The sequence below is a fragment of the Sphingobacterium sp. LZ7M1 genome, assembly GCF_024296865.1.
Classification (GTDB): domain Bacteria; phylum Bacteroidota; class Bacteroidia; order Sphingobacteriales; family Sphingobacteriaceae; genus Sphingobacterium.
In genome coordinates, this window is sequence record NZ_CP101134.1 from 1883387 (window position 1) to 1901507 (window position 18121).

The window sequence follows — 18121 nt, forward strand, 5'->3', positions numbered from 1 at the left end:
AAAACATTAACAATCTAACTGAAATTTACAGTTTTATGTACAAAAATACAGTCAAAAAGAATTACAAATTAGTAAGTGAGCTATCTGAAAGTCAAATTGAATCAGATGTTTCTAATTACCTTGGCTATATAACACCTCTCTGGTCAAAAAGATATCGTTTGAAAGCAGTTAGTGAGCAACAAACAGGTGCAGATAAATTATTTGATAGATTCGTTCCAATATATTTACAATTTAAAGTTTCAGAAGGTCTTTAACCATTAACTAAATCATTTTCATTACTTTCTCCAAACAGAGGCTTACAAAAAATATGAACGTTTCGAAAAAAGAACAATATAAATTCCGACCCGATCCTATATTTTAAGCTACGAAGAAAAGCAAAGGGTGCTACCGATTTTCAGCATAATATTCTGAGGAAATTACATAGCCCACCTATACAATACGCATTTTATGTAGCGCTGCTTACACTTTCTAATAAAGAATACAACGATTTATTAGATGTCAATATTTTGCATCGACTTTTCAATTTTTACCCATTTCATTATAACGATTTGGACATTAGGTCTGGTAATTTTAAGCATGAACTAGGTTTAATACCATATCTTAGATCTCATGTTTCTATACCTTCCCATGAAGAAGTGACAAGCTCGGATCACTATTACTCTTTTACCAAAGGAGGAACAAATATAGCGTGGCATAGTGGTACTATTATTCTAGATGACTATCGTTTATCCACTCAACTTGGTAACATTTTTGAACAAGCTTACAACGAGCGTTACATGGTAAGTCAATACCAATATGTAAATATGATTGACTCAATTAGTCAAGAAGTCCTTTTTAAGGATTTTGATAGACAAGATTCACAAAACAGAATAATACGATTCGCTAGATATTTAAAAGATGAATACAATGTATCTCTATTCTTTTTAGGTAATGTATAGATTAAATCAATTTTAATTATGTGCTACAATTGACAACTAGCAAGTAAATAGAGATTTTAGCATAATCGTCGAATCTGTCTCACAAAACGAACCTAATTTTTTAAAAATTTAAATTTTAAATGGCGTAGAATTATAGAAGTATTTTAGGAATAGTTCCTTTTTAAAATTTAACGAGTTTCATCCTCTTAAATCGATAGCACATCCTTTTTTATTTTCTCAACTAATTCTCCAATTTTATAATCAGTTGATAATTTACAATCTTCCCTTAAAATGTATAAATTGTAAATTTTTATCTCTAGTTTATTTATAAAACAAATGACAAAAATATCTGTATTTAAAGGTATGCCCATTTCCATTTGAATAGTATGATCGGATTTACGATGATGTATATTATATAAATTTGTCAAGTCTTTTAACGAATCCTCGAGTTTGCATTGTATATTAGATTTTATTGACATTGAAGAAAAGCTGATATGTGTTAACTGTGATTTAAAGCATAATTAATTTTTATATTTAAGATTAATTAAAGAAATCATGTCGTAATATTATTATAAATTTTTATCAAATATAATATTCCTGACCAAGTTTAAAATTATCGATTTATCTTACAAACACTAAATATTAAAGTTAAATAATCTGATTATTGAAATTGATGTTTTATCAAGTAAAATTTTGATAATTTCTTTTCTTGACCTATTTTCGGCAATGGTCCTGAGATAATGGGAACCATCGAAAAAAGATTAACAAATGATCCTAATAGTTGACGATAAACCCGAAAATATCTTTTCGCTGGAAAAAACCCTTCAAGCAAAAGGTTTTCGGACCGATTCTGCCCTTGCGGGAGAAGAGGCCCTGAAAAAATGCCTCAAGAACGAATATGCCCTGATCATCCTTGACGTACAGATGCCCGAAATGGACGGATATGAAGTTGCGGAGTTTCTTTCTTCGACAAAAAAAACCAAGGATATCCCGATAATTTTCCTGTCCGCTGTCAACCGTGAAAAGAAGTATATCACAAAGGGCTACGATTCCGGAGGCATCGATTACATTACCAAGCCGGTGGACCCGGACATCCTTTTGTTAAAGGTGAAGACCTTCTATCGGCTCTACGAACAGACGGCAGCCCTGCATAAAATTCAGAATGAGCTACAACGGGAGGTCGAATGGCGCAAATCAGCGCAAAAAGATCTCTCCTCAAAATTTGAGGAGCTGAAGGCCACCCTTGAGTCATTGCCCCAGGTCGCCTTCACCACTGATTCCAGGGGGAATGTTGATTTCGTTAATGAGCAGTGGCTACGGTATTCTCATGATAAGACGACATGGCCAGAGCTACATCCCGAAGACGGACACATATTTGAGAAATGGAGGCTTCAATTGGGTGACCTGTTGCCATTGGAGGCTGAAGTGAGGCTTCGCGAAAAACATTCTGAGAATTACCGGTACCATATCCTAAAGATTGTGCCCGTAGCTCAGGGGTCAGGTGGGCACAGATGGGTGGGTACCATGACCGATATAGATGAGCGAAAACAGTTAGAAAATAAAAAAGATGAATTCTTGAGTGTTGCGAGCCACGAACTCAAGACCCCTTTGACCAGTATCAAGGCCTTTGCAGAAATATCTTTGCGTTCAATGAAGGATATTCAAGAGCACCGTGCATACAGCTATCTATCCAAGGTTAAGAAACAGGCCGAAAAGCTCCATACTTTGGTTGAGGACCTACTGGACATATCCCGGTTGGAAAACGGGGGGATGAAACTCACACTCCAGGAAATTGATATCGAGACTGTCATCCAACAGGCTGTTGATTCGGCATTGGTAGAACATCAAGCGGCGGAAATGAGAATAGAGCGAACAGGTACAAAGATAGATAGGCGGATTTTGGCGGATCCCCTAAGATTGGAGCAGGTCCTTTCAAACTACCTCAGCAATGCCATAAAATATGCTCCCGGTTCCCAAGCGGTCCGCATCCACACCTATGTTGAGAAAAATTTCCTGTCCGTAGAGGTCTCCGATAATGGGATAGGGATCCCAGAACACAAAATTCCTTTCGTCTTTGATAAGTTCTATAGGGTGCAGGAAGCATCAGCAAAGTTCCAGGGCCTGGGCCTCGGACTGCACATATGCAAAGAGATCATTACCCTCCACGGTGGAACCTGCGGGGTCAGGAGCAAGCTTGGAGAAGGTTCGACATTTTATTTTACCCTACCATTCAATAAATAATGGCACAAAACGCATTAAGGAACCTTCAGATAGGCTTTGGTGTATCCATGGCCATCCTTTTGGCCTCATCGGCTGTCATGTTCTTTTCGTTCCGACACCAGCGGGAAAACAAGGTCCTTATGGATCAGTCCCAACGGACCATACTCAATTCACAGTTGATCCTGATCGACCTTCAGAATGCGGAAACGGGACAGAGAGGCTATCTCCTGACAGGGCAGGAAAAGTTCCTGGCTCCTTACAGGGACAGCCAGAGAGATCTCCCACAGCACCTCAGTGGTCTTGTAAATGGAAATCTGAGCTCTGAGCAGTTGGCCCGGACCCAGCAGCTAGGCCGTTTGGCCAGGGAAAGGATTGAAGTACTTGACGAACTCATAGGACAGCGACTGAGGTCGGCCGATCTTTCCCCCGGCCTGTTGGACAGGGGAAAATCGATCATGGATTCATGTAGGAACCTGATAAGCGAGATCCAGCATGAGGAAGAGACCCGGGCGGGAAAACGTTCCCAACAACTCGATAACTCCACCTTTAGAACAAATATCCTTTTTGCCTTTGCCTCCTTGATGTCCTTGATCATCACTGCCATCCTGTTCTGGAAACTTCGAGGAGACTACAAAAGGCGGGCAGAACTACAGCAGGAACTGCTAGAGAAGGACAGTGACATGAAGCATAGATTGAACCTTATCAGGGGGATCGCCCGACAGGTTAGCAAGGGGAACTATTCAGTGATCATAGATGACACGAAAAAGGACGACCTTGGAAACATTGCGGAGAGCCTACGCATAATGACCGAGTCACTGAAGAAGAACTTTGACCAGCTCCAATGGAACGAATGGCGAAAAAATGGCCTGGCCCAGTTGAACTCAGGTCTGATGGGAAACCCCGATCTTGAGGAAATTGCGAAGTACAGCATGGAATTCATCACCGACTACATGGATCTGGAGAACGGAGCAATTTTCATGGTCCAAGGGGGATCCTTCAAGGTCATGCATACCGTGGGGCTTCATAGCCTTCCTTTCTCAGAGCTTCCTCTAACGGAGGGGATCTTCGCAGAGGTACACAGGACCAAACGCCAAAGGGTCATCAGGGACCTATGTCCCGATGAATTCAAGCTCTCGTTTGCACAGGGGGAGATATCAATTAACCAGATAGCGTTGTTACCCATTGTCTACCAGCAGGAATGCATGGGAATCATCGAAGTCGGTTCTCGAGGAGAGCTTAGCCAAGAGAAGCTCGATGTTATTTCCGACTTCTGTGAAACCATCGGGATTTCCCTGGTCGCGGCACAGAGCCGGCGCAGGGTACAACAGCTATTGGAAGAAACGCAGACCCAGACCGAAGAGTTGCAGGTCCAGCATGCAGAACTGGAGACCCTCAATAGCGAGCTGGAAGCACAGGCTGGTAAGCTCAGGATCTCAGAAGAGGAGCTAAGGTCGCAACAGGATGAACTGCTTATCTCCAACGAGGAACTCGAGAAAAGGTCGCATCTTTTGGAAGAAACCAACCAGGTGATCGTCGCACGGAACAAGGAAATACAGGAAAAGGCGGAAGCCCTAGCGCTGAGCACCAAATACAAATCTGAGTTCCTTGCCAATATGTCACATGAACTGCGGACTCCCCTTAACTCTATCCTTTTGCTTTCACGTGTGCTCACTGAGAACATTGAAGGCAACCTTAACCATGAACAGGTGGAATCAGCCCAGGTCATCTGGTCATCCGGTACGGGACTGCTTAACCTGATAGACGAAATACTGGACCTTTCCAAGATCGAGGCAGGTAAGATGGACGTAGAGCTCGAGGAATTTAGGTTGGCCGACCTCATTTTGGAGCTTCAGCAGATGTTCCGCCCCCTAACCAGGGAAAAGGGCCTGGACCTCCGGATCGAGAACACCCTGCCGGAGGATTTTAAATTGAAAAGCGACCGCCTAAGGTTGGAACAGGTCCTAAGAAACCTGCTCTCCAACGCCACCAAGTTCACAGAAAAGGGATACATAACCCTCAGCGTAAAGCTTATCGATGGAAAGGAGCCTTCTGTCCTGTTCCATGTCAGAGATACCGGGATCGGGATTCCCCAGGAAAAACAGAAACTGATATTCGAGGCCTTCCAGCAGGCGGACGGATCTACCAGGAGGCAGTACGGTGGAACCGGCTTGGGACTTTCGATCAGCAGGGAAATCGCACGATTGCTGCACGGGGAACTTACCGTCGAAAGCACCCCGGGCAAGGGAAGCTGTTTTACACTCTCGCTGCCCATGGATTTTTTAGGCAGAGGCGATATCAGTGTCCATCAGGAGCAGCCCATCGGTCCCATAGTGCAGGCAGTTGGTGCACCGGTTGTTGGTCCAGAGATCTTTTTCCCGCAATTCATTGCCGATGACCGAGGGGACATTGTACCGGGGGACAGGACCCTATTGATCATAGAGGACGATGAAGCGTTCGCCAAGCTGATACTGCAATATGCAAGAAGGTCTGGCTACAAGGCAATAGCTGTCGGGAGGGGTGACCACGCCATTGAAGCAGCTCTGAGGTTTTCCCCCAATGCCATCCTCCTGGACATCGTCCTGCCCCATATGGACGGATGGCAGGTTCTCGAAGGGTTGAAGTCGAACCCGGATACCCGCCATATACCAGTCCACATGATGTCGGCCGAACAAGCCAAGAAAAGCGATAGCATACGCAGAGGTGCAATCGATTTTATCAGGAAACCTTTCCAAAAAAAGGGTTTCCAGGAGATTTTCTCCAAAATAGATGCTGCCCTCAGCAATGGTCCAAAAAAGGTATTGATCTTCGAAGAAAATCCCAAGCATGCCGAAGCCCTGTCCTCCTACCTTGAGAGCTTCGACATATCCACAGAGGTGAAGTCCTCCCTTGACCATGGCGTAAAGGCCCTTAAATCAGGAAACGTTGAATGTGTAATCCTGGATATGGGGATCCCGGGACAGGGGGCATATGAGATATTGGAAACCATAAAGGGGCAGGATGGACTAGAAGACCTTCCAATAATCGTCTTTACCGGAAAGAGCCTCTCTGGGCAGGAAGAGATGCGCATTAAGGAATATGCAGACTCGATCGTCCTGAAAACGGCCCATTCCTTCCAGAGAATCCTGGACGAGGTGAGCCTGTTCCTTCATTTGGTTGACCATAAGTCTTCAGGGACCCCTTCGCAATTGAATCCCAAAGGTAACCGACTGTCCGAAATCTTGGATGGGAGAAAGGTCCTGATTGCTGACGATGATATCCGAAACATCTTTTCGATATCTAGGGCACTTGAAAAATTCAACATGGAAATCTACTCTGCCATCGATGGTGTTGAAGCTTTCCAGATCCTGGAAGGACATCCCGATATAGACATCGTGCTGATGGACATAATGATGCCAAAGATGGATGGTTTCCAGGCCATCGAAAAGATACGTTCCGTGGAAATGTTCAGCAAACTTCCCATAATCGCAGTCACGGCAAAAGCGATGATGGGGGACCGAGACCGTTGCATGAAGGCAGGAGCCTCCGATTATATCTCCAAACCAGTGGATGTGGACCAGTTGGTCTCCTTGCTCCGGGTTTGGCTTTTTAACCGTTAAACCTTAAAAACAAATGAGCATATTGATTATTGATGATGACAGACGGAATATATTCGCCCTCAAGACCGCGCTCAGATCAAGGGGCTACGATGCCCTGGGCGTCATTACCGCCCAGGAAGGCCTTGATATCCTAGAGGTGGGAAATGGGATAAGCGTAGTGCTGCTGGACATGATGATGCCGGAATTTGATGGATTCCAGTTTTTGCAGCACATCATGGATTCCCCAGGAAAGGATTATCCGCCCGTTATTGCCGTGACCGCAAAGGCCATGAGCGGCGACAGGGAGAGATGCCTTAGCGCGGGAGCGGATGGGTATGTATCCAAGCCAGTTGATATCGATCTCCTGTTGACCGAGATCCGGGGATTAGTGAAAGGCTGAGAAATGGAAATCGAATCCCATTTAGATATGTTCCTTGCCACGTTACTCGAGGAATTCGGCTATGATTTCACCGGTTATAGCCGGGACTCCCTTCAGAGGAGGATTGTTCGGATAATGTCCCTATGGAAGGTTGCCGAACTGGGAGGGCTCCTGGACAAGATGCTCATGGATCCCTCGTTGGCAGGGAGCTTCGTGCAACAGGTCACCGTTCCCCTGACCTCCATGTTCCGAGATCCCTCATTTTTCCTCGACCTCCGCCAGAGTGTGATCCCTTACCTGAGTACATACCCCCTGATCCGGGTCTGGATAGCGGGTTGCTCCACGGGTGAAGAAGCATATTCAATGGCCATACTGCTAAAGGAGGCTGGACTGATTGAACGGTCCCTGATCTACGCAACCGACCTAAACCCCGCCTCTGTGGAGAGTGCCTCCAATGGCCTGTTTTCCTGGGAGAACCTTGGGGAATATACCAAAAATTATCTCAATTCGGGTGGTACGATGGAACTATCGGACTATTACTCACCAAAACAGAGCAGGTTTGGTTTCAATGATGAGCTTCGTTCCCGAATGGTGTTCTCGACGCATAACCTAGCCGGTGATTCCTCCTTCAATAGCTTTCAGCTGATCCTGTGCCGGAACGTACTGATCTATTTTAGGCGATCTCTTCAGGAATCGGTTCTAGAACTCTTCGACACGAGCTTGGAAAATGCCGGGTTCCTAGGCCTTGGGCCCAAGGAGACTCTCCGGTTTTCCTCTCTGAAGGGCAGGTTCCAACAGATTGGTGACCAAAAAATCTGGCAGAAAATAAATTAATGTTTCAAAATTTGGGGAGATTTGATATTTTCGCATAATACAATGGAAAACAAAAAGATACTTATTTTCGATGACGATAGGCACGTGCTTGAGATATTTACGATCGTATTGGAGGACATGGGGCATATAGTCGATCAATCGCGGACTTCGCACGACGTGTTGGAGAAAGTGAGCAGTTTTAAGCCTGACCTGATCTTTATGGACAACTGGATTCCGGATATCGGAGGGGTGGCGGCTACGCAGATGCTTAAATCCAGCCCACTTTATCGGGATATCCCGGTAATCTTGGTTTCAGCGAACAGTGATATAGAATTTTTAGCCGGTCAGGCCAAAGCAAATTGTTTCCTTTCCAAACCTTTTGACCTGGTCAGCCTGGAGGGCATAGTAAATAAGATCCTCCAGCCATAGGAAACAATCTCCACTATCAAAAACCATTAATTCAATCTCCACTAATATTTAACGGGTAATGGTGCTCTGAAATTTTTAGCATCTTTATAGGATAATAATTGTTTGGTTAATAAGGGCTTGGGTCGTCGATTCAAGCCTTCCTTCTTTTATAAGGACGTTTTAAGGAGGATATATATCATAATCAGTATGAAAAGAACCGTTAAAAAGATATAGGAATAGAAAAAATATCTCATTCCTCTATCTTCCTGGTCTATTTCATATCCCGCCTCCCACAGGTATTCCTTAAGTCTCCGGATGAAATCTCGCATATTTCGGTCCCCCACGTATTTTTTTATATATATAAAAAAGATTTGTTCATTGGTTATTGTTCATCTTGGGTCTAACATCTATATAAATATAGAAATCACAATCCGGTTTCGAAATATTTAACAGGACTATGGGTTTTTTAAAGCAGATATATTAAAAGAGGATTGGTAATTTAAAAAATGCATTTACATCTAACTTTTCCATGACGTTTATGTTTATGCTTAGTCCCACTAGCCCTGGGACGATAATGTTAGCACTTGGCTACTATCAAATTAATATATAACAATTCCATGGACAAAAATAACATACAGCAGAATATTGCGATTGTCGGAGGCGGGCCAGCAGCACTTTTTATGGTCAAGCACATTGTTGAACGCAAAATTACCCTTCAAAAGCTTACCATTTTCGAAAGGTTCGATAGATTGGGGGTGGGTATGCCTTACGGCAAAATGGGGGCAGGAAAGGAACACCTGGCCAATGTTTCTGCAAATGAACTTCCCTTACTTGCAGAAGATTTTGAATCATACGTTCAAAGATTTCCGCCAGAGGAATATGCGTCTTTCTGTCAAGGAAAAAAAATAAACCCCTACGAAGTAGTCCCTAGGGGGTTATTGGGTGATTATCTGGAACATTCCTTCCATAGCTATATCGGAATAGCTAGGTCCTTGGGGATTACCATAGATATACGTTTGGATACCTGTGTGGAGGACATTATTCCCGGCGATGGAGGAGAACCATTCAGGATACTGACATCCCAGGGCGCCACCCATGCGGACGTTGTGATCCTGTGCACCGGCCATGTATGGCCCCTTAAAAATGAAGGAAAGATCAATTCGTGTTACGATTCTCCCTATCCGCCCTCAAAGATATCTTTGAATGCAGATTTCCCGGTAGCGATCCGGGGGGCGTCGTTAACGGCAGTTGATGCCATAAAAACTTTGGCCAGGGCAAACGGAAAATTCAGGGAAAGACCTGAAGGCGGTTATGATTTCATATTGAACGAAGACAGCAGCGGTTTTCGGATCGACCTATTTTCCACCAGAGGGTTCCTTCCCGCCCTAAGGTTCCATTCGGAGGATAAGGCATTTTCCAGTGAGTGGACGATGGGTTTGGACGAAATCAATGAATATAAAGCGAAAAATGGGGGCTTCGTGGATCTCGACCACGTATTTGAGAGAAACTTCTTGATCCCTCTCAGTCAGAGGGACCCCGATTTTTACTCCAGGGTGAAAGATTTGGGAATTGAAGAATTTACCGAGAGAATGCTGCAAATCCGGGAAGAGATCGATGCCATAAAGCTATTTATGGCCGAATTCAGGGAAGCTGAAAAGTCAATAAAGCGGCAGCAGTCCATAAGTTGGAAGGAAGCTCTGTCTGCCTTTAGCTATGCCATCAACTACCCGGCAAAACATCTCAGCGCCGAAGATATGGTCCGGCACAAAAAAGTGCTTATGCCGCTCATTTCAATTGTTATTGCGTCCCTGCCCCAAGCTTCCTACCATGAGATGATTGCTCTATATGAACAGGATCTCCTTCGTAACTACGCCGTTGGTGAGGAAAGCGAGTTCGTTCCCAATGCAACAGGTTAAGGATGTAAAGTAACGTTCGTAGATGACGAAGGGGAAAGATTTGAAGAAAACTATGAGATTTTTGTAGATGCCATTGGGCAGAGGCCCATGCACTTCAACGACCTTCCCTTTGACGGGCTTAAGACGGGTTAAGGTCACTTCCGGATTCCTATTTTTCAAGGATGAGGAAAATGCAAAAAAACATGTTGAAAACGGTGCAGCCAATGTGTACAGAGATGACATGGGCAAATATTTCATGAAAGTGACGGGACTGGCCATAAATGATAACTTTCAGGCACTGGACACGTTCGGGGCAGTCAATCCCTCACTCTTCATTATGGCAGTGCCATTTATCAGTGGGTTAAACCCAGATTTTTCTGGCCTGGATTTCTGCGATACAGCGGCTGAGAGAATTGCCAATATGTTGGGGAATAATGATATGGATTGAATATTATAGGGCTGACCCATGCATTTCGGAGTTAAGGGACGTCTCCCTCTTTCAGGAAATCAAAGAGTGATAATAGATCAAGTCTAAAAGCCTATTGTAAAATTTACACTAATTGTGAACCTTTTATATTTTAAAGGGTTGAATTTTAAGAAACCGGTTCTAGAGAGTGTTTCGTTATTTTATTGTTATAAACCACTGTATCAAAAGAGTTTAACATTTAAGTAATTTATCATGAAAAGAAATAATTCAAGCAGCCGCTCAAGAGGAGGATCCTCTGACAATAACGAACATTCATTGGAAAACATTTACCAATTAGGGTACAGTCATGGATTCCGCGACGCATCAAATGATGAAGATTATGATGATGAGTTCGACGAAGAAGAATATGATGACTATGAGGACGAGGATTACGATAACGAGGATGAAGACTACGACTACGATGAGGATGATTATGACGAAGATGACCAGGATGATGAGGATGATGAGGACTCTTCGGACGGCAGATCATCAAACCGACGCCGCGATAGCGATGGAAGGTTTACTTCATCCAGCTCTGGTTCCAGAAAAGGTAGCACTTCGGGACGAAGTTCAAATGGTTCACGCCGCGGATCTACCAGCTCGGCACGCGGATCGAATAATTCCGGGGGTGGCTCAAATAGCTCAGGAAGGGGAAGATCAGGAAATTCAGGTAGAGGTGGATCAAACAGCTCCGGTAGAAGTTCTTCAGGCTCCAGGGGGAGATCAAGGAAATCCTCATCCAGCTCGGGTTCTTCCTCTAACAGCTCGGGTTCAGGTTCCAAACGCGGATTTGCCTCAATGAGCAAAGCTGAACGTACCCGTATCGCCCGCATGGGAGGCAAGGCATCCCAAGGTGGAGGACGCTCATCCGGCCGATCGGGAATTGGGGGCAGAAGGAATTCTTAATTTATATCATCACTTCAGTGCCCTTTCATAGGGTGCTGAAAAAAAAATACTTATGGCAAAAAAAGAATTGCTCAAAGAAGGGCAGACTGAAGGTACCGAGGATACCAATCAAATAAGCAGAACTAATAAAAAAGCGGACCAATCCGCTCAAAAAGGCCCCCAATTATATGTCTTTTTCCTTTCAGCCCTAAAGGATATACTTTATGCTGAAAACAAATTGGTTGAAGCTCTCCTAGAGATGGAAAGTGCAGCTTCTGCAGAGGAACTTAAGGATGCCTTTGAAGATCATCATCTGTTGACCAAGAAACACATCAGCAGGCTCAACAAGATATTTGGTATATTGGAAGAAAAGGCGGAAGCCAAGGAATGTAAGGCAATAGAAGGTATCTTAGAGGAGGCACGGGAGATTATCAAGAATACGCCTGAGGGCTCTGCCACTAGGGACGTGGGACTTATTATTGCTGCTCAGAAAGTTGAGCATTATGAGATAGCTACCTATGGAGGACTTGTCCAATTGGCAATCACCCTGGGATTTGAAAAGATTGCGGATCTTTTAGAGAGAACGCTCGAAGAAGAAGAAGAAGAAACGGATCAGGAACTCACGTTTATTGTAGAGAACCATATTAATCCAGAAGCTGAAAAATAGGATTAAACCTAATTTTAAAACATATCCAAAATCTCTAATATCTCAAAAACGTCCATTTTTATGGACGTTTTTTATTCTTTATCTATTTTTGAAATTTTGCTGTTGCACTCAGGTCAGAAATAAGAGCCACCTATTTTCTGCCATTCGAGAACAGCATTCTAAAAAACTGTATTCAATTGGGACTGTTTTGAATTCCACTATCTTCCTTATAACCATGTTCTTGGCCATTCTCTCCCAAAATGGCTAACAATAATAGATAATATCCCTTTTCCAGACCAAGTTCTTCTGCTGTTTTAAAATTTTCCATATATAGTTCCATTAGTTGATTTATTTTTAGATATTATTGCAAAGACCGTTCAACTTTATATTTTTTTAAGGAATTTTCTTGAAAATATTTTATCACTGATAATTTTCGTGAGAAATAGATCTAATCATTTTTGTGCTTCTTGTCCTCAACTAGTGGTTAAAATCAATAGGTTATAGCTGCTTATCTACAATTTTTAATCAAATCATTTAATTTCATTCAGAATTTTCACCGTAGAATGTTCTTTATCTATTTTAGTGGTAAGACACTAAACCTAGATCACCATCCTATGGTAAACGATAATATGACTATCCTTGAATATGCGAAAGAAAAAGGATTTGATGGATATCCTGACCCGACCAGTATACAAAGCTGGTTGAGAAATAAGGGAGTGATTGTATTGGTAACACTCCGAGAAGTTGATGAGGGGGACTTTAGGTTTTCCTATCAGGTCTTTGAACCTTCATCAATATATTATCACCATCCCCCCCTGAGCTCCACAGTTTATTGGAACATGTATGAAGAGGCTCTAGATCACGGGTTAAAACATGGTCTCAGCTATGTTTGATCGGTGCCGTGAGTTTACTCAGTTATAACAAATTATTCAGATTTTATACGGGATAAAAACAATAATGATCTATCTAACACCCTTTCAATAGCATCAAGAGCTTTTTTTGGACAATTTTAACCTTCTCCTTCTTTGCAATTTTTGCATACCTCCTCATCCAGCCGTCAAGACTGCCCTCTTCAAACCTTTTTAAGATAACGGGACAGATGTAGTTTTTGCGTGCCACCGATGGTGTGTTTCCCAAAATGTGCGCGACGGAACTGACAAGTTCTCTGCAGCTTTTGTTTCGGTTCTTAGTGTTGCCGGGATAGGTTTCCAAAAGATGACCCAAAGCCAAAAAGCATGCGTTCCACGTTCTTATGGTTTTACTGGTAACATTCCCACCATATATTTCAGAAAGATAGCTGTTCAGATGGCAAGGCTTTATGGCTCTTTTAACATTCTGTTCGTCCAAGTATTGGAGAAACTGTTTTCCCGAGAGTTGCAATATCTTCTCAATCTTATCATACAGCCTTTTCTTACTAATTGCTTTCTCCTGCTTTACACCTTTTTTTCCCCTATATCTTAATATTACCTTTCCTTGCTGTAATTTAACATGTTTATTCTGGAGCGTGGTGAGACCAAAGGAACCATTGGAATTTCTATATATGGTATTTCCTGGACGTATGGATGTGTGCTGGATGATCATGATTGCCAGAGCACAGACATATCTCTGGTCACACAGGTCCCTTTTGATATCCTTCTCCAACTGTTTTTTCAATACTGGCAGGCTCTTTCCAAAGTGATATAGTCTGCTGAACTTATCCTGGTCCTGGAAAGCTGTCCAGCGGGGATGGTAGATATATTGCTTACGTAGCCTAATATCCAAGCCCGTGGCCTGGATGTGCCCATTTCTATTCGGGCATATCCATACATTGGTCCAATTTGGCGGAATTACCAAGGAATGGATCCGAGATAGGACCGATGGATCTACAATCCTAACTTTTTTTTGGTCGTAGTATTCAAATACCTCACCGTTTTGTATCCTAGAGATGCCCTTTGAATTGCAGTTTACATATTTAAAAGGTTTCTTTGCTTCCATACCTTGTCATTGAATTATTCCTATACCCTTAATCTGTTTCGAATGTATTTTGTTTTAGCATATATAATTTAAAGATTAAATTATGCTAGAGCTGTGCTGTCGTCATTAATTTAGTACGTCCTGTTCCCTTCCAGTGGGTGAAGTGCAGCTTTATTTTTATTTTTGCCCATTCCTGGTGTATTTTCAGGTGTAAGGTTCATTGCTTGATTCGTGAATGTCGATCCACCTTTCAGCGGGTATTTTCTCTCTTTTTCCGTCAGATATGTTGCATAGAACAGTTCGGGAATCAATTCGCTTGATAATTTTAAGATTAAAAATGATATTTCAGAATGTTATAAATGGGGACATCGATCTAGGCGCTTATTTTCTTTTCTGCTTTGGCATTTTTTGGTTTAATGAAAATTGCGCGCAAGGCCTGTAAGATAGGATATTAAATTAAAATGCCAACCTTCTAGGATGGCATTTAAAAATACCTTTTTACTAGATATATATTACTCGGCTTTTGAATTTAAGTTCGTATCCGCAATGGCGGTTAATTTTTCATCGCACGACTTTTCTTCTTTTAATGTCTTCAAGAGCAACTTTACTGCATCCTTATGTTCAAGCGATTTTGCGAAAGCCGCCAGCGTGCCATAAGTTGCAATCTCATAATGCTCTACTTTTTGCGAAGCGGCGATTATTCCGGCATCCCGCACAGCCCCAGATTCTGTCTCTTCCATAATACCTTTAGCTTCTTCTAATAGCCCGGCCATAGCATCACATTTCTCTGCCTTCGCTTTAATTCCGATCGATTCAAAAACTTCTTCAAGTCTATTGACATGTTCCTTGGTCTCTTCAAGATGAGAAGATATTGCTGTTTTCAGTTCTTGAGACGTAGCATTTTTTTCCATTTTAGGTAATGCTTTTACCAATTCCCTCTCAGCCCAATAAATATCCTTTAGGCCGTCCTCAAACAGATCATTTAAATCTTTAGCCGCGCTTTGCTTTGCTTTAACTTTAGTTTCCTTAAGAGTAGATTTTGTTGTTGTTGCCATGATAATATTGTTAAGTTTGATTGGGGAAAAACAAACTAAGCTCATAATTGTTCTGAATGTCGATATTTGTCCAAGCTTCTGTAGGGTTTAGATAAAAGTAATGAAGATTTTATTCTGGAGATATAAATTTGGGCAGGAGATATTTTTATACAACATCAAACATATTTACCTCTAAACTGTTTATATTGGAAAGGTAAATTAATAGTCCAAAAAAACCCATGCCACCTATATCCCCACTATAGGTGGCATATTTTTTTTTAAATACGAGAAGGAGATAAAAAGAAGAGGATTGCGTAGAGTAGTCAGATCTGATTAGGTGTGTCTGACAGTCTCGAATGTGAACTGATTTTATAGTAATCAAAAGTAATTTGTATAGTGATCAATCAATAATTTTTTTTATTTTTAATAAAAAATCACCCCAAACATACGTAACATTTTTAGCGGAAAAAGGTCCTAAGTTTACTTTAGGACCTTTACTTTATATTAAGTTAAGAAACTTTATAGCTTTTAAGCTTTTCCTGCAACAGTTTTCTAGCTGTGTGTATTCGAGTTTTGACGGTACCTTCCGGAAGCCCTAAGTGTTCACCTATTTCGTAGTACTTATAACCTTCAAAGAACATCATGAACGGTGTATAATACTTTTCATGTATTGACATTAGAACAGAATCAATATCTTCACCCAAAAAATTGTCTATACTTTTGTTTTGGCTCTGCTGCTTTGTGGGGTCAAGGGCTGAGAAGACTGTTGATATGTAAGTCCTTTCCACTCCATTTTTCCGGCACCTATTAATGAAAATATTCTTCATGATTGTATACATCCAGCCCAAAATATTTGTGCTTCTTTCAAATTTTTCTTGGTATCGAATGAACTTCATGAGGGTATCTTGGAGGAGATCCTCCGCATCATCTTGGTCCTTGGTAAACTTGTTCGCATAGTGAAGCAATGTGTCCGAATGAACCAACACTTCATTTTTTATAAAATCATTGTTCATTTTAAAAAGAGATTTAGTAGAAAACGGGTTTTAATTCACCTTTGCGCAAAGATGGTTTAGATTGAAATTGGACCAGAAACAAACCTCGCGTTAAATCTCCGGTCCAATAAAAATCTTATGGTTGTATGTACATGGAATTGCAATGAGTGTGCCAAAGAAATTTCTGGGCAGTTTTTTTTATAGAACGGTGAAATCTCGCCATTGGGATTGAGACAATCACTAGCATATCAATATTAAAATAGGATATGCTCTTATATCTGCAGGAGGAATAAAAATTCATACTTCAGACCCAATAAATTTCTCTGAAAAATCTTTTAAATATTTTATGTAATTCAAGACAAAATATTCGTTTTAACCCTAGAGACTCAAAACACTGGATCTATTAAAAAAACGTAATATTGTATTATCTATCAATAATAAATGAAGCTTAACAATGGTAAGTGATAAACTCCAAAATCTCTTTAATCAGCTTGAAGTTCCTGCCAAAACCATTCTTTTACAGGAAGGGGAAATCTCCAAAAATATGTTCTTTGTTAAGAAAGGATGTTTGCGGACCTGGGTCAATAATGATGGTAAGGATATTACCACCCAGTTTTTTTTGAAGGCGATAAAGTTTCGTCCATTGAAAGCTTCCGTGCTGATCTACCGAGCCTCTATAGCATAGAAAGCCTAGAGTCCTGCATTCTGCTGACGCTTTCACAAAAGGATTTTTTGGATGGGTTAAAAAGTTTCACCGAAATCAAAGAAGAAATACAGGAGCATCTATTCAAACGACTTTTACAATCTCAAAAAACTTTCTATTCCTACCTTAAAAACGTCCTCAGCAGCGCTACAGAGAGTTGATCGAAGAATATCCCCATATTATCCAATGTGTTCCGCAGCATTACGTCGCATCTTATCTTGGAATTACTTCGGTTTCTTTAAGCAGAATACGAAACAGACGATGAACCATTTCTCCTTTTGAGTTTTTAAAGGATTGTTGGCAGCATGATGATAGAAAAACTCCTCCATGGAAAGGTCACTATACCTGATCACATATACCAGAGGATCATAAATTAAAATATTTTGATCAACAAGAATTTCATGGGTCAGCTATGTGCACATTGAATGTAATTGCTTAATGGAATTCATAGGTCCCCTCCTTTGCACGAGAAGTAAAGATACTATCATTGGGGGCTTTAATTTTAGGGGGAATTTAAGAACGATAAAAACGATTAATAATAATAATATGGCTTCGGGGTCAGCTTTGCTTGATTACCATTACCCGCACCATATAACAGAACAACAGAACCAGAGGGCCTGATTTAATTACCCCTGGTTCTGTTTTTATAGTTTTTCCCTAATCATGTCTATAGTTACGTAGCTTTTTCTGGAGGATTCTCCTGGCCGTATGAATTCGGGTCTTTACCGTTCCTTCAGGTACCCCTAGATATTCAGCTATTTCATAATATTTGAACCCTTCATAATACATCATGAATGCATTATAGTATATTTCAGGAATTGTTTTCATGACGGTGTTTATTTCTTCACTCATTAAATTGCCTTCCGCTCTATCTCTACTGATCCGACTTTCAATATCCTTGGAATCCGTAATCCCATTTATATACTTGAGCTGATGAACTCTTCTTCGGCAATCATTAATAAATGTATTTCTCATAATAATATAGATCCACCCCAATAGGTTGGTTCCAGTAACGTATTTCTTCTGATACTTCAGCACCTTGATCAATGTGTTCTGAAGAAGGTCTTCGGCATCATTATGATCCTGAATGAATTTATTGGCGTATTGCAAAAGTGTTGGTGTATGCACCAATACCTCTTCTTTTATAAATGTATAATTCATCTTTAATAGGGCTTTTGTGAATAAATATTACTATTTAATTAACCCTTTGCGCAAAGGAAGATGTTTGATATAGT

Annotated in this window: 18 protein-coding genes; 12 read left to right on the top strand and 6 right to left on the bottom strand. The window is 41.5% G+C overall.

The window, feature by feature from the left end:
- Positions 1–35: 35 nt before the first annotated feature.
- From NMK93_RS07980 to NMK93_RS08025, 10 genes are all read left to right on the top strand, one after another.
- A complete protein-coding gene (locus NMK93_RS07980; RefSeq protein WP_254529311.1) occupies positions 36–254 on the top strand; it encodes a hypothetical protein in 219 nt (72 codons plus the stop codon).
- 1431 nt (positions 255–1685) lie between these two features.
- Positions 1686–3158, top strand: a complete 1473-nt coding sequence (locus NMK93_RS07985; RefSeq protein ID WP_254529312.1) for an ATP-binding protein — start codon at positions 1686–1688, stop codon at positions 3156–3158.
- A complete protein-coding gene (locus NMK93_RS07990; protein ID WP_254529314.1) occupies positions 3158–6733 on the top strand; it encodes a response regulator in 3576 nt (1191 codons plus the stop codon). Before NMK93_RS07985 ends, NMK93_RS07990 begins: the two co-directional genes overlap by 1 nt.
- A 13-nt stretch (positions 6734–6746) precedes the next feature.
- Entirely contained in the window at positions 6747–7112 is a 366-nt protein-coding gene (locus NMK93_RS07995; protein ID WP_254529315.1) for a response regulator, read from the top strand.
- A gap of 3 nt (positions 7113–7115) precedes the next feature.
- Positions 7116–7925 carry a protein-glutamate O-methyltransferase CheR gene (locus NMK93_RS08000; protein ID WP_254529316.1) on the top strand — a complete coding sequence of 270 codons (810 nt, stop codon included), beginning with the start codon at positions 7116–7118 and terminating at the stop codon, positions 7923–7925.
- A 42-nt stretch (positions 7926–7967) separates the two neighbouring features.
- Positions 7968–8333: a response regulator gene (locus tag NMK93_RS08005; RefSeq protein ID WP_254529318.1), complete on the top strand. Its 366-nt coding sequence runs from the start codon at positions 7968–7970 to the stop codon at positions 8331–8333.
- 596 nt (positions 8334–8929) lie between these two features.
- Positions 8930–10228, top strand: coding sequence for an FAD/NAD(P)-binding protein (locus NMK93_RS08010; RefSeq protein WP_254529320.1), 1299 nt, complete (start codon positions 8930–8932; stop codon positions 10226–10228).
- 67 nt (positions 10229–10295) lie between these two features.
- Entirely contained in the window at positions 10296–10655 is a 360-nt protein-coding gene (locus tag NMK93_RS08015; protein WP_254529323.1) for a hypothetical protein, read from the top strand.
- A gap of 231 nt (positions 10656–10886) precedes the next feature.
- Positions 10887–11579, top strand: a complete 693-nt coding sequence (locus NMK93_RS08020; protein ID WP_254529325.1) for a hypothetical protein — start codon at positions 10887–10889, stop codon at positions 11577–11579.
- Between the two features lie 52 nt (positions 11580–11631).
- Positions 11632–12225, top strand: a complete 594-nt coding sequence (locus NMK93_RS08025) for a DUF892 family protein (RefSeq protein ID WP_254529328.1) — start codon at positions 11632–11634, stop codon at positions 12223–12225.
- A 172-nt stretch (positions 12226–12397) separates the two neighbouring features.
- Here NMK93_RS08025 and NMK93_RS19725 read toward each other — a convergent pair whose 3' ends face one another.
- On the bottom strand, positions 12398–12532 hold the full coding sequence (locus NMK93_RS19725; protein WP_302328338.1) for a hypothetical protein: 135 nt from the start codon (positions 12530–12532) through the stop codon (positions 12398–12400).
- 286 nt (positions 12533–12818) lie between these two features.
- On the opposite strand from NMK93_RS19725, the gene NMK93_RS08030 reads away from it, so the two are divergent.
- Positions 12819–13097, top strand: a complete 279-nt coding sequence (locus tag NMK93_RS08030) for a hypothetical protein (RefSeq protein ID WP_214648473.1) — start codon at positions 12819–12821, stop codon at positions 13095–13097.
- A 73-nt stretch (positions 13098–13170) separates the two neighbouring features.
- On the opposite strand, the gene NMK93_RS08035 is transcribed toward NMK93_RS08030, so the two are convergent.
- From NMK93_RS08035 to NMK93_RS08050, 4 genes are all read right to left on the bottom strand, one after another.
- The gene (locus NMK93_RS08035; protein ID WP_254529330.1) at positions 13171–14178 is read right to left on the bottom strand and encodes a DNA topoisomerase IB; all 1008 of its coding nucleotides are present in this window, start codon (positions 14176–14178) and stop codon (positions 13171–13173) included.
- Positions 14179–14288: 110 nt separating this feature from the next.
- Positions 14289–14468 carry a hypothetical protein gene (locus NMK93_RS08040; protein ID WP_254529333.1) on the bottom strand — a complete coding sequence of 60 codons (180 nt, stop codon included), beginning with the start codon at positions 14466–14468 and terminating at the stop codon, positions 14289–14291.
- Positions 14469–14669: 201 nt separating this feature from the next.
- The gene (locus NMK93_RS08045) at positions 14670–15212 is read right to left on the bottom strand and encodes a ferritin-like domain-containing protein (RefSeq protein ID WP_254529336.1); all 543 of its coding nucleotides are present in this window, start codon (positions 15210–15212) and stop codon (positions 14670–14672) included.
- A gap of 488 nt (positions 15213–15700) precedes the next feature.
- Positions 15701–16204 carry an RNA polymerase sigma factor gene (locus tag NMK93_RS08050; RefSeq protein ID WP_254529338.1) on the bottom strand — a complete coding sequence of 168 codons (504 nt, stop codon included), beginning with the start codon at positions 16202–16204 and terminating at the stop codon, positions 15701–15703.
- 433 nt (positions 16205–16637) lie between these two features.
- On the opposite strand from NMK93_RS08050, the gene NMK93_RS08055 reads away from it, so the two are divergent.
- Complete coding sequence (locus NMK93_RS08055) at positions 16638–16868, top strand: hypothetical protein (protein WP_254529339.1); 231 nt, start codon at positions 16638–16640, stop codon at positions 16866–16868.
- Between the two features lie 675 nt (positions 16869–17543).
- Here NMK93_RS08055 and NMK93_RS08060 read toward each other — a convergent pair.
- Positions 17544–18047 carry an RNA polymerase sigma factor gene (locus tag NMK93_RS08060; RefSeq protein WP_254529340.1) on the bottom strand — a complete coding sequence of 168 codons (504 nt, stop codon included), beginning with the start codon at positions 18045–18047 and terminating at the stop codon, positions 17544–17546.
- Positions 18048–18121: the final 74 nt, after the last annotated feature.

Excerpts from the sequence above, each read along its gene's own strand:
- NMK93_RS07995 (WP_254529315.1), top strand. The coding sequence starts at position 6,747 with ATGAGCATATTGATTATTGATGATGACAGACGGAATATATTCGCCCTC.
- NMK93_RS08000 (WP_254529316.1), top strand. The coding sequence starts at position 7,116 with ATGGAAATCGAATCCCATTTAGATATGTTCCTTGCCACGTTACTCGAG.
- NMK93_RS19725 (WP_302328338.1), bottom strand. The coding sequence starts at position 12,532 with ATGGAAAATTTTAAAACAGCAGAAGAACTTGGTCTGGAAAAGGGATAT.
- NMK93_RS08005 (WP_254529318.1), top strand. The coding sequence starts at position 7,968 with ATGGAAAACAAAAAGATACTTATTTTCGATGACGATAGGCACGTGCTT.
- NMK93_RS08030 (WP_214648473.1), top strand. The coding sequence starts at position 12,819 with ATGGTAAACGATAATATGACTATCCTTGAATATGCGAAAGAAAAAGGA.
- NMK93_RS08035 (WP_254529330.1), bottom strand. The coding sequence starts at position 14,178 with ATGGAAGCAAAGAAACCTTTTAAATATGTAAACTGCAATTCAAAGGGC.
- NMK93_RS08015 (WP_254529323.1), top strand. The coding sequence starts at position 10,296 with ATGCCATTGGGCAGAGGCCCATGCACTTCAACGACCTTCCCTTTGACG.
- NMK93_RS08025 (WP_254529328.1), top strand. The coding sequence starts at position 11,632 with ATGGCAAAAAAAGAATTGCTCAAAGAAGGGCAGACTGAAGGTACCGAG.
- NMK93_RS08045 (WP_254529336.1), bottom strand. The coding sequence starts at position 15,212 with ATGGCAACAACAACAAAATCTACTCTTAAGGAAACTAAAGTTAAAGCA.
- NMK93_RS07980 (WP_254529311.1), top strand. The coding sequence starts at position 36 with ATGTACAAAAATACAGTCAAAAAGAATTACAAATTAGTAAGTGAGCTA.
- NMK93_RS08055 (WP_254529339.1), top strand. The coding sequence starts at position 16,638 with ATGGTAAGTGATAAACTCCAAAATCTCTTTAATCAGCTTGAAGTTCCT.
- NMK93_RS07990 (WP_254529314.1), top strand. The coding sequence starts at position 3,158 with ATGGCACAAAACGCATTAAGGAACCTTCAGATAGGCTTTGGTGTATCC.
- NMK93_RS07985 (WP_254529312.1), top strand. The coding sequence starts at position 1,686 with ATGATCCTAATAGTTGACGATAAACCCGAAAATATCTTTTCGCTGGAA.
- NMK93_RS08010 (WP_254529320.1), top strand. The coding sequence starts at position 8,930 with ATGGACAAAAATAACATACAGCAGAATATTGCGATTGTCGGAGGCGGG.
- NMK93_RS08020 (WP_254529325.1), top strand. The coding sequence starts at position 10,887 with ATGAAAAGAAATAATTCAAGCAGCCGCTCAAGAGGAGGATCCTCTGAC.
- NMK93_RS08060 (WP_254529340.1), bottom strand. The coding sequence starts at position 18,047 with ATGAATTATACATTTATAAAAGAAGAGGTATTGGTGCATACACCAACA.
- NMK93_RS08050 (WP_254529338.1), bottom strand. The coding sequence starts at position 16,204 with ATGAACAATGATTTTATAAAAAATGAAGTGTTGGTTCATTCGGACACA.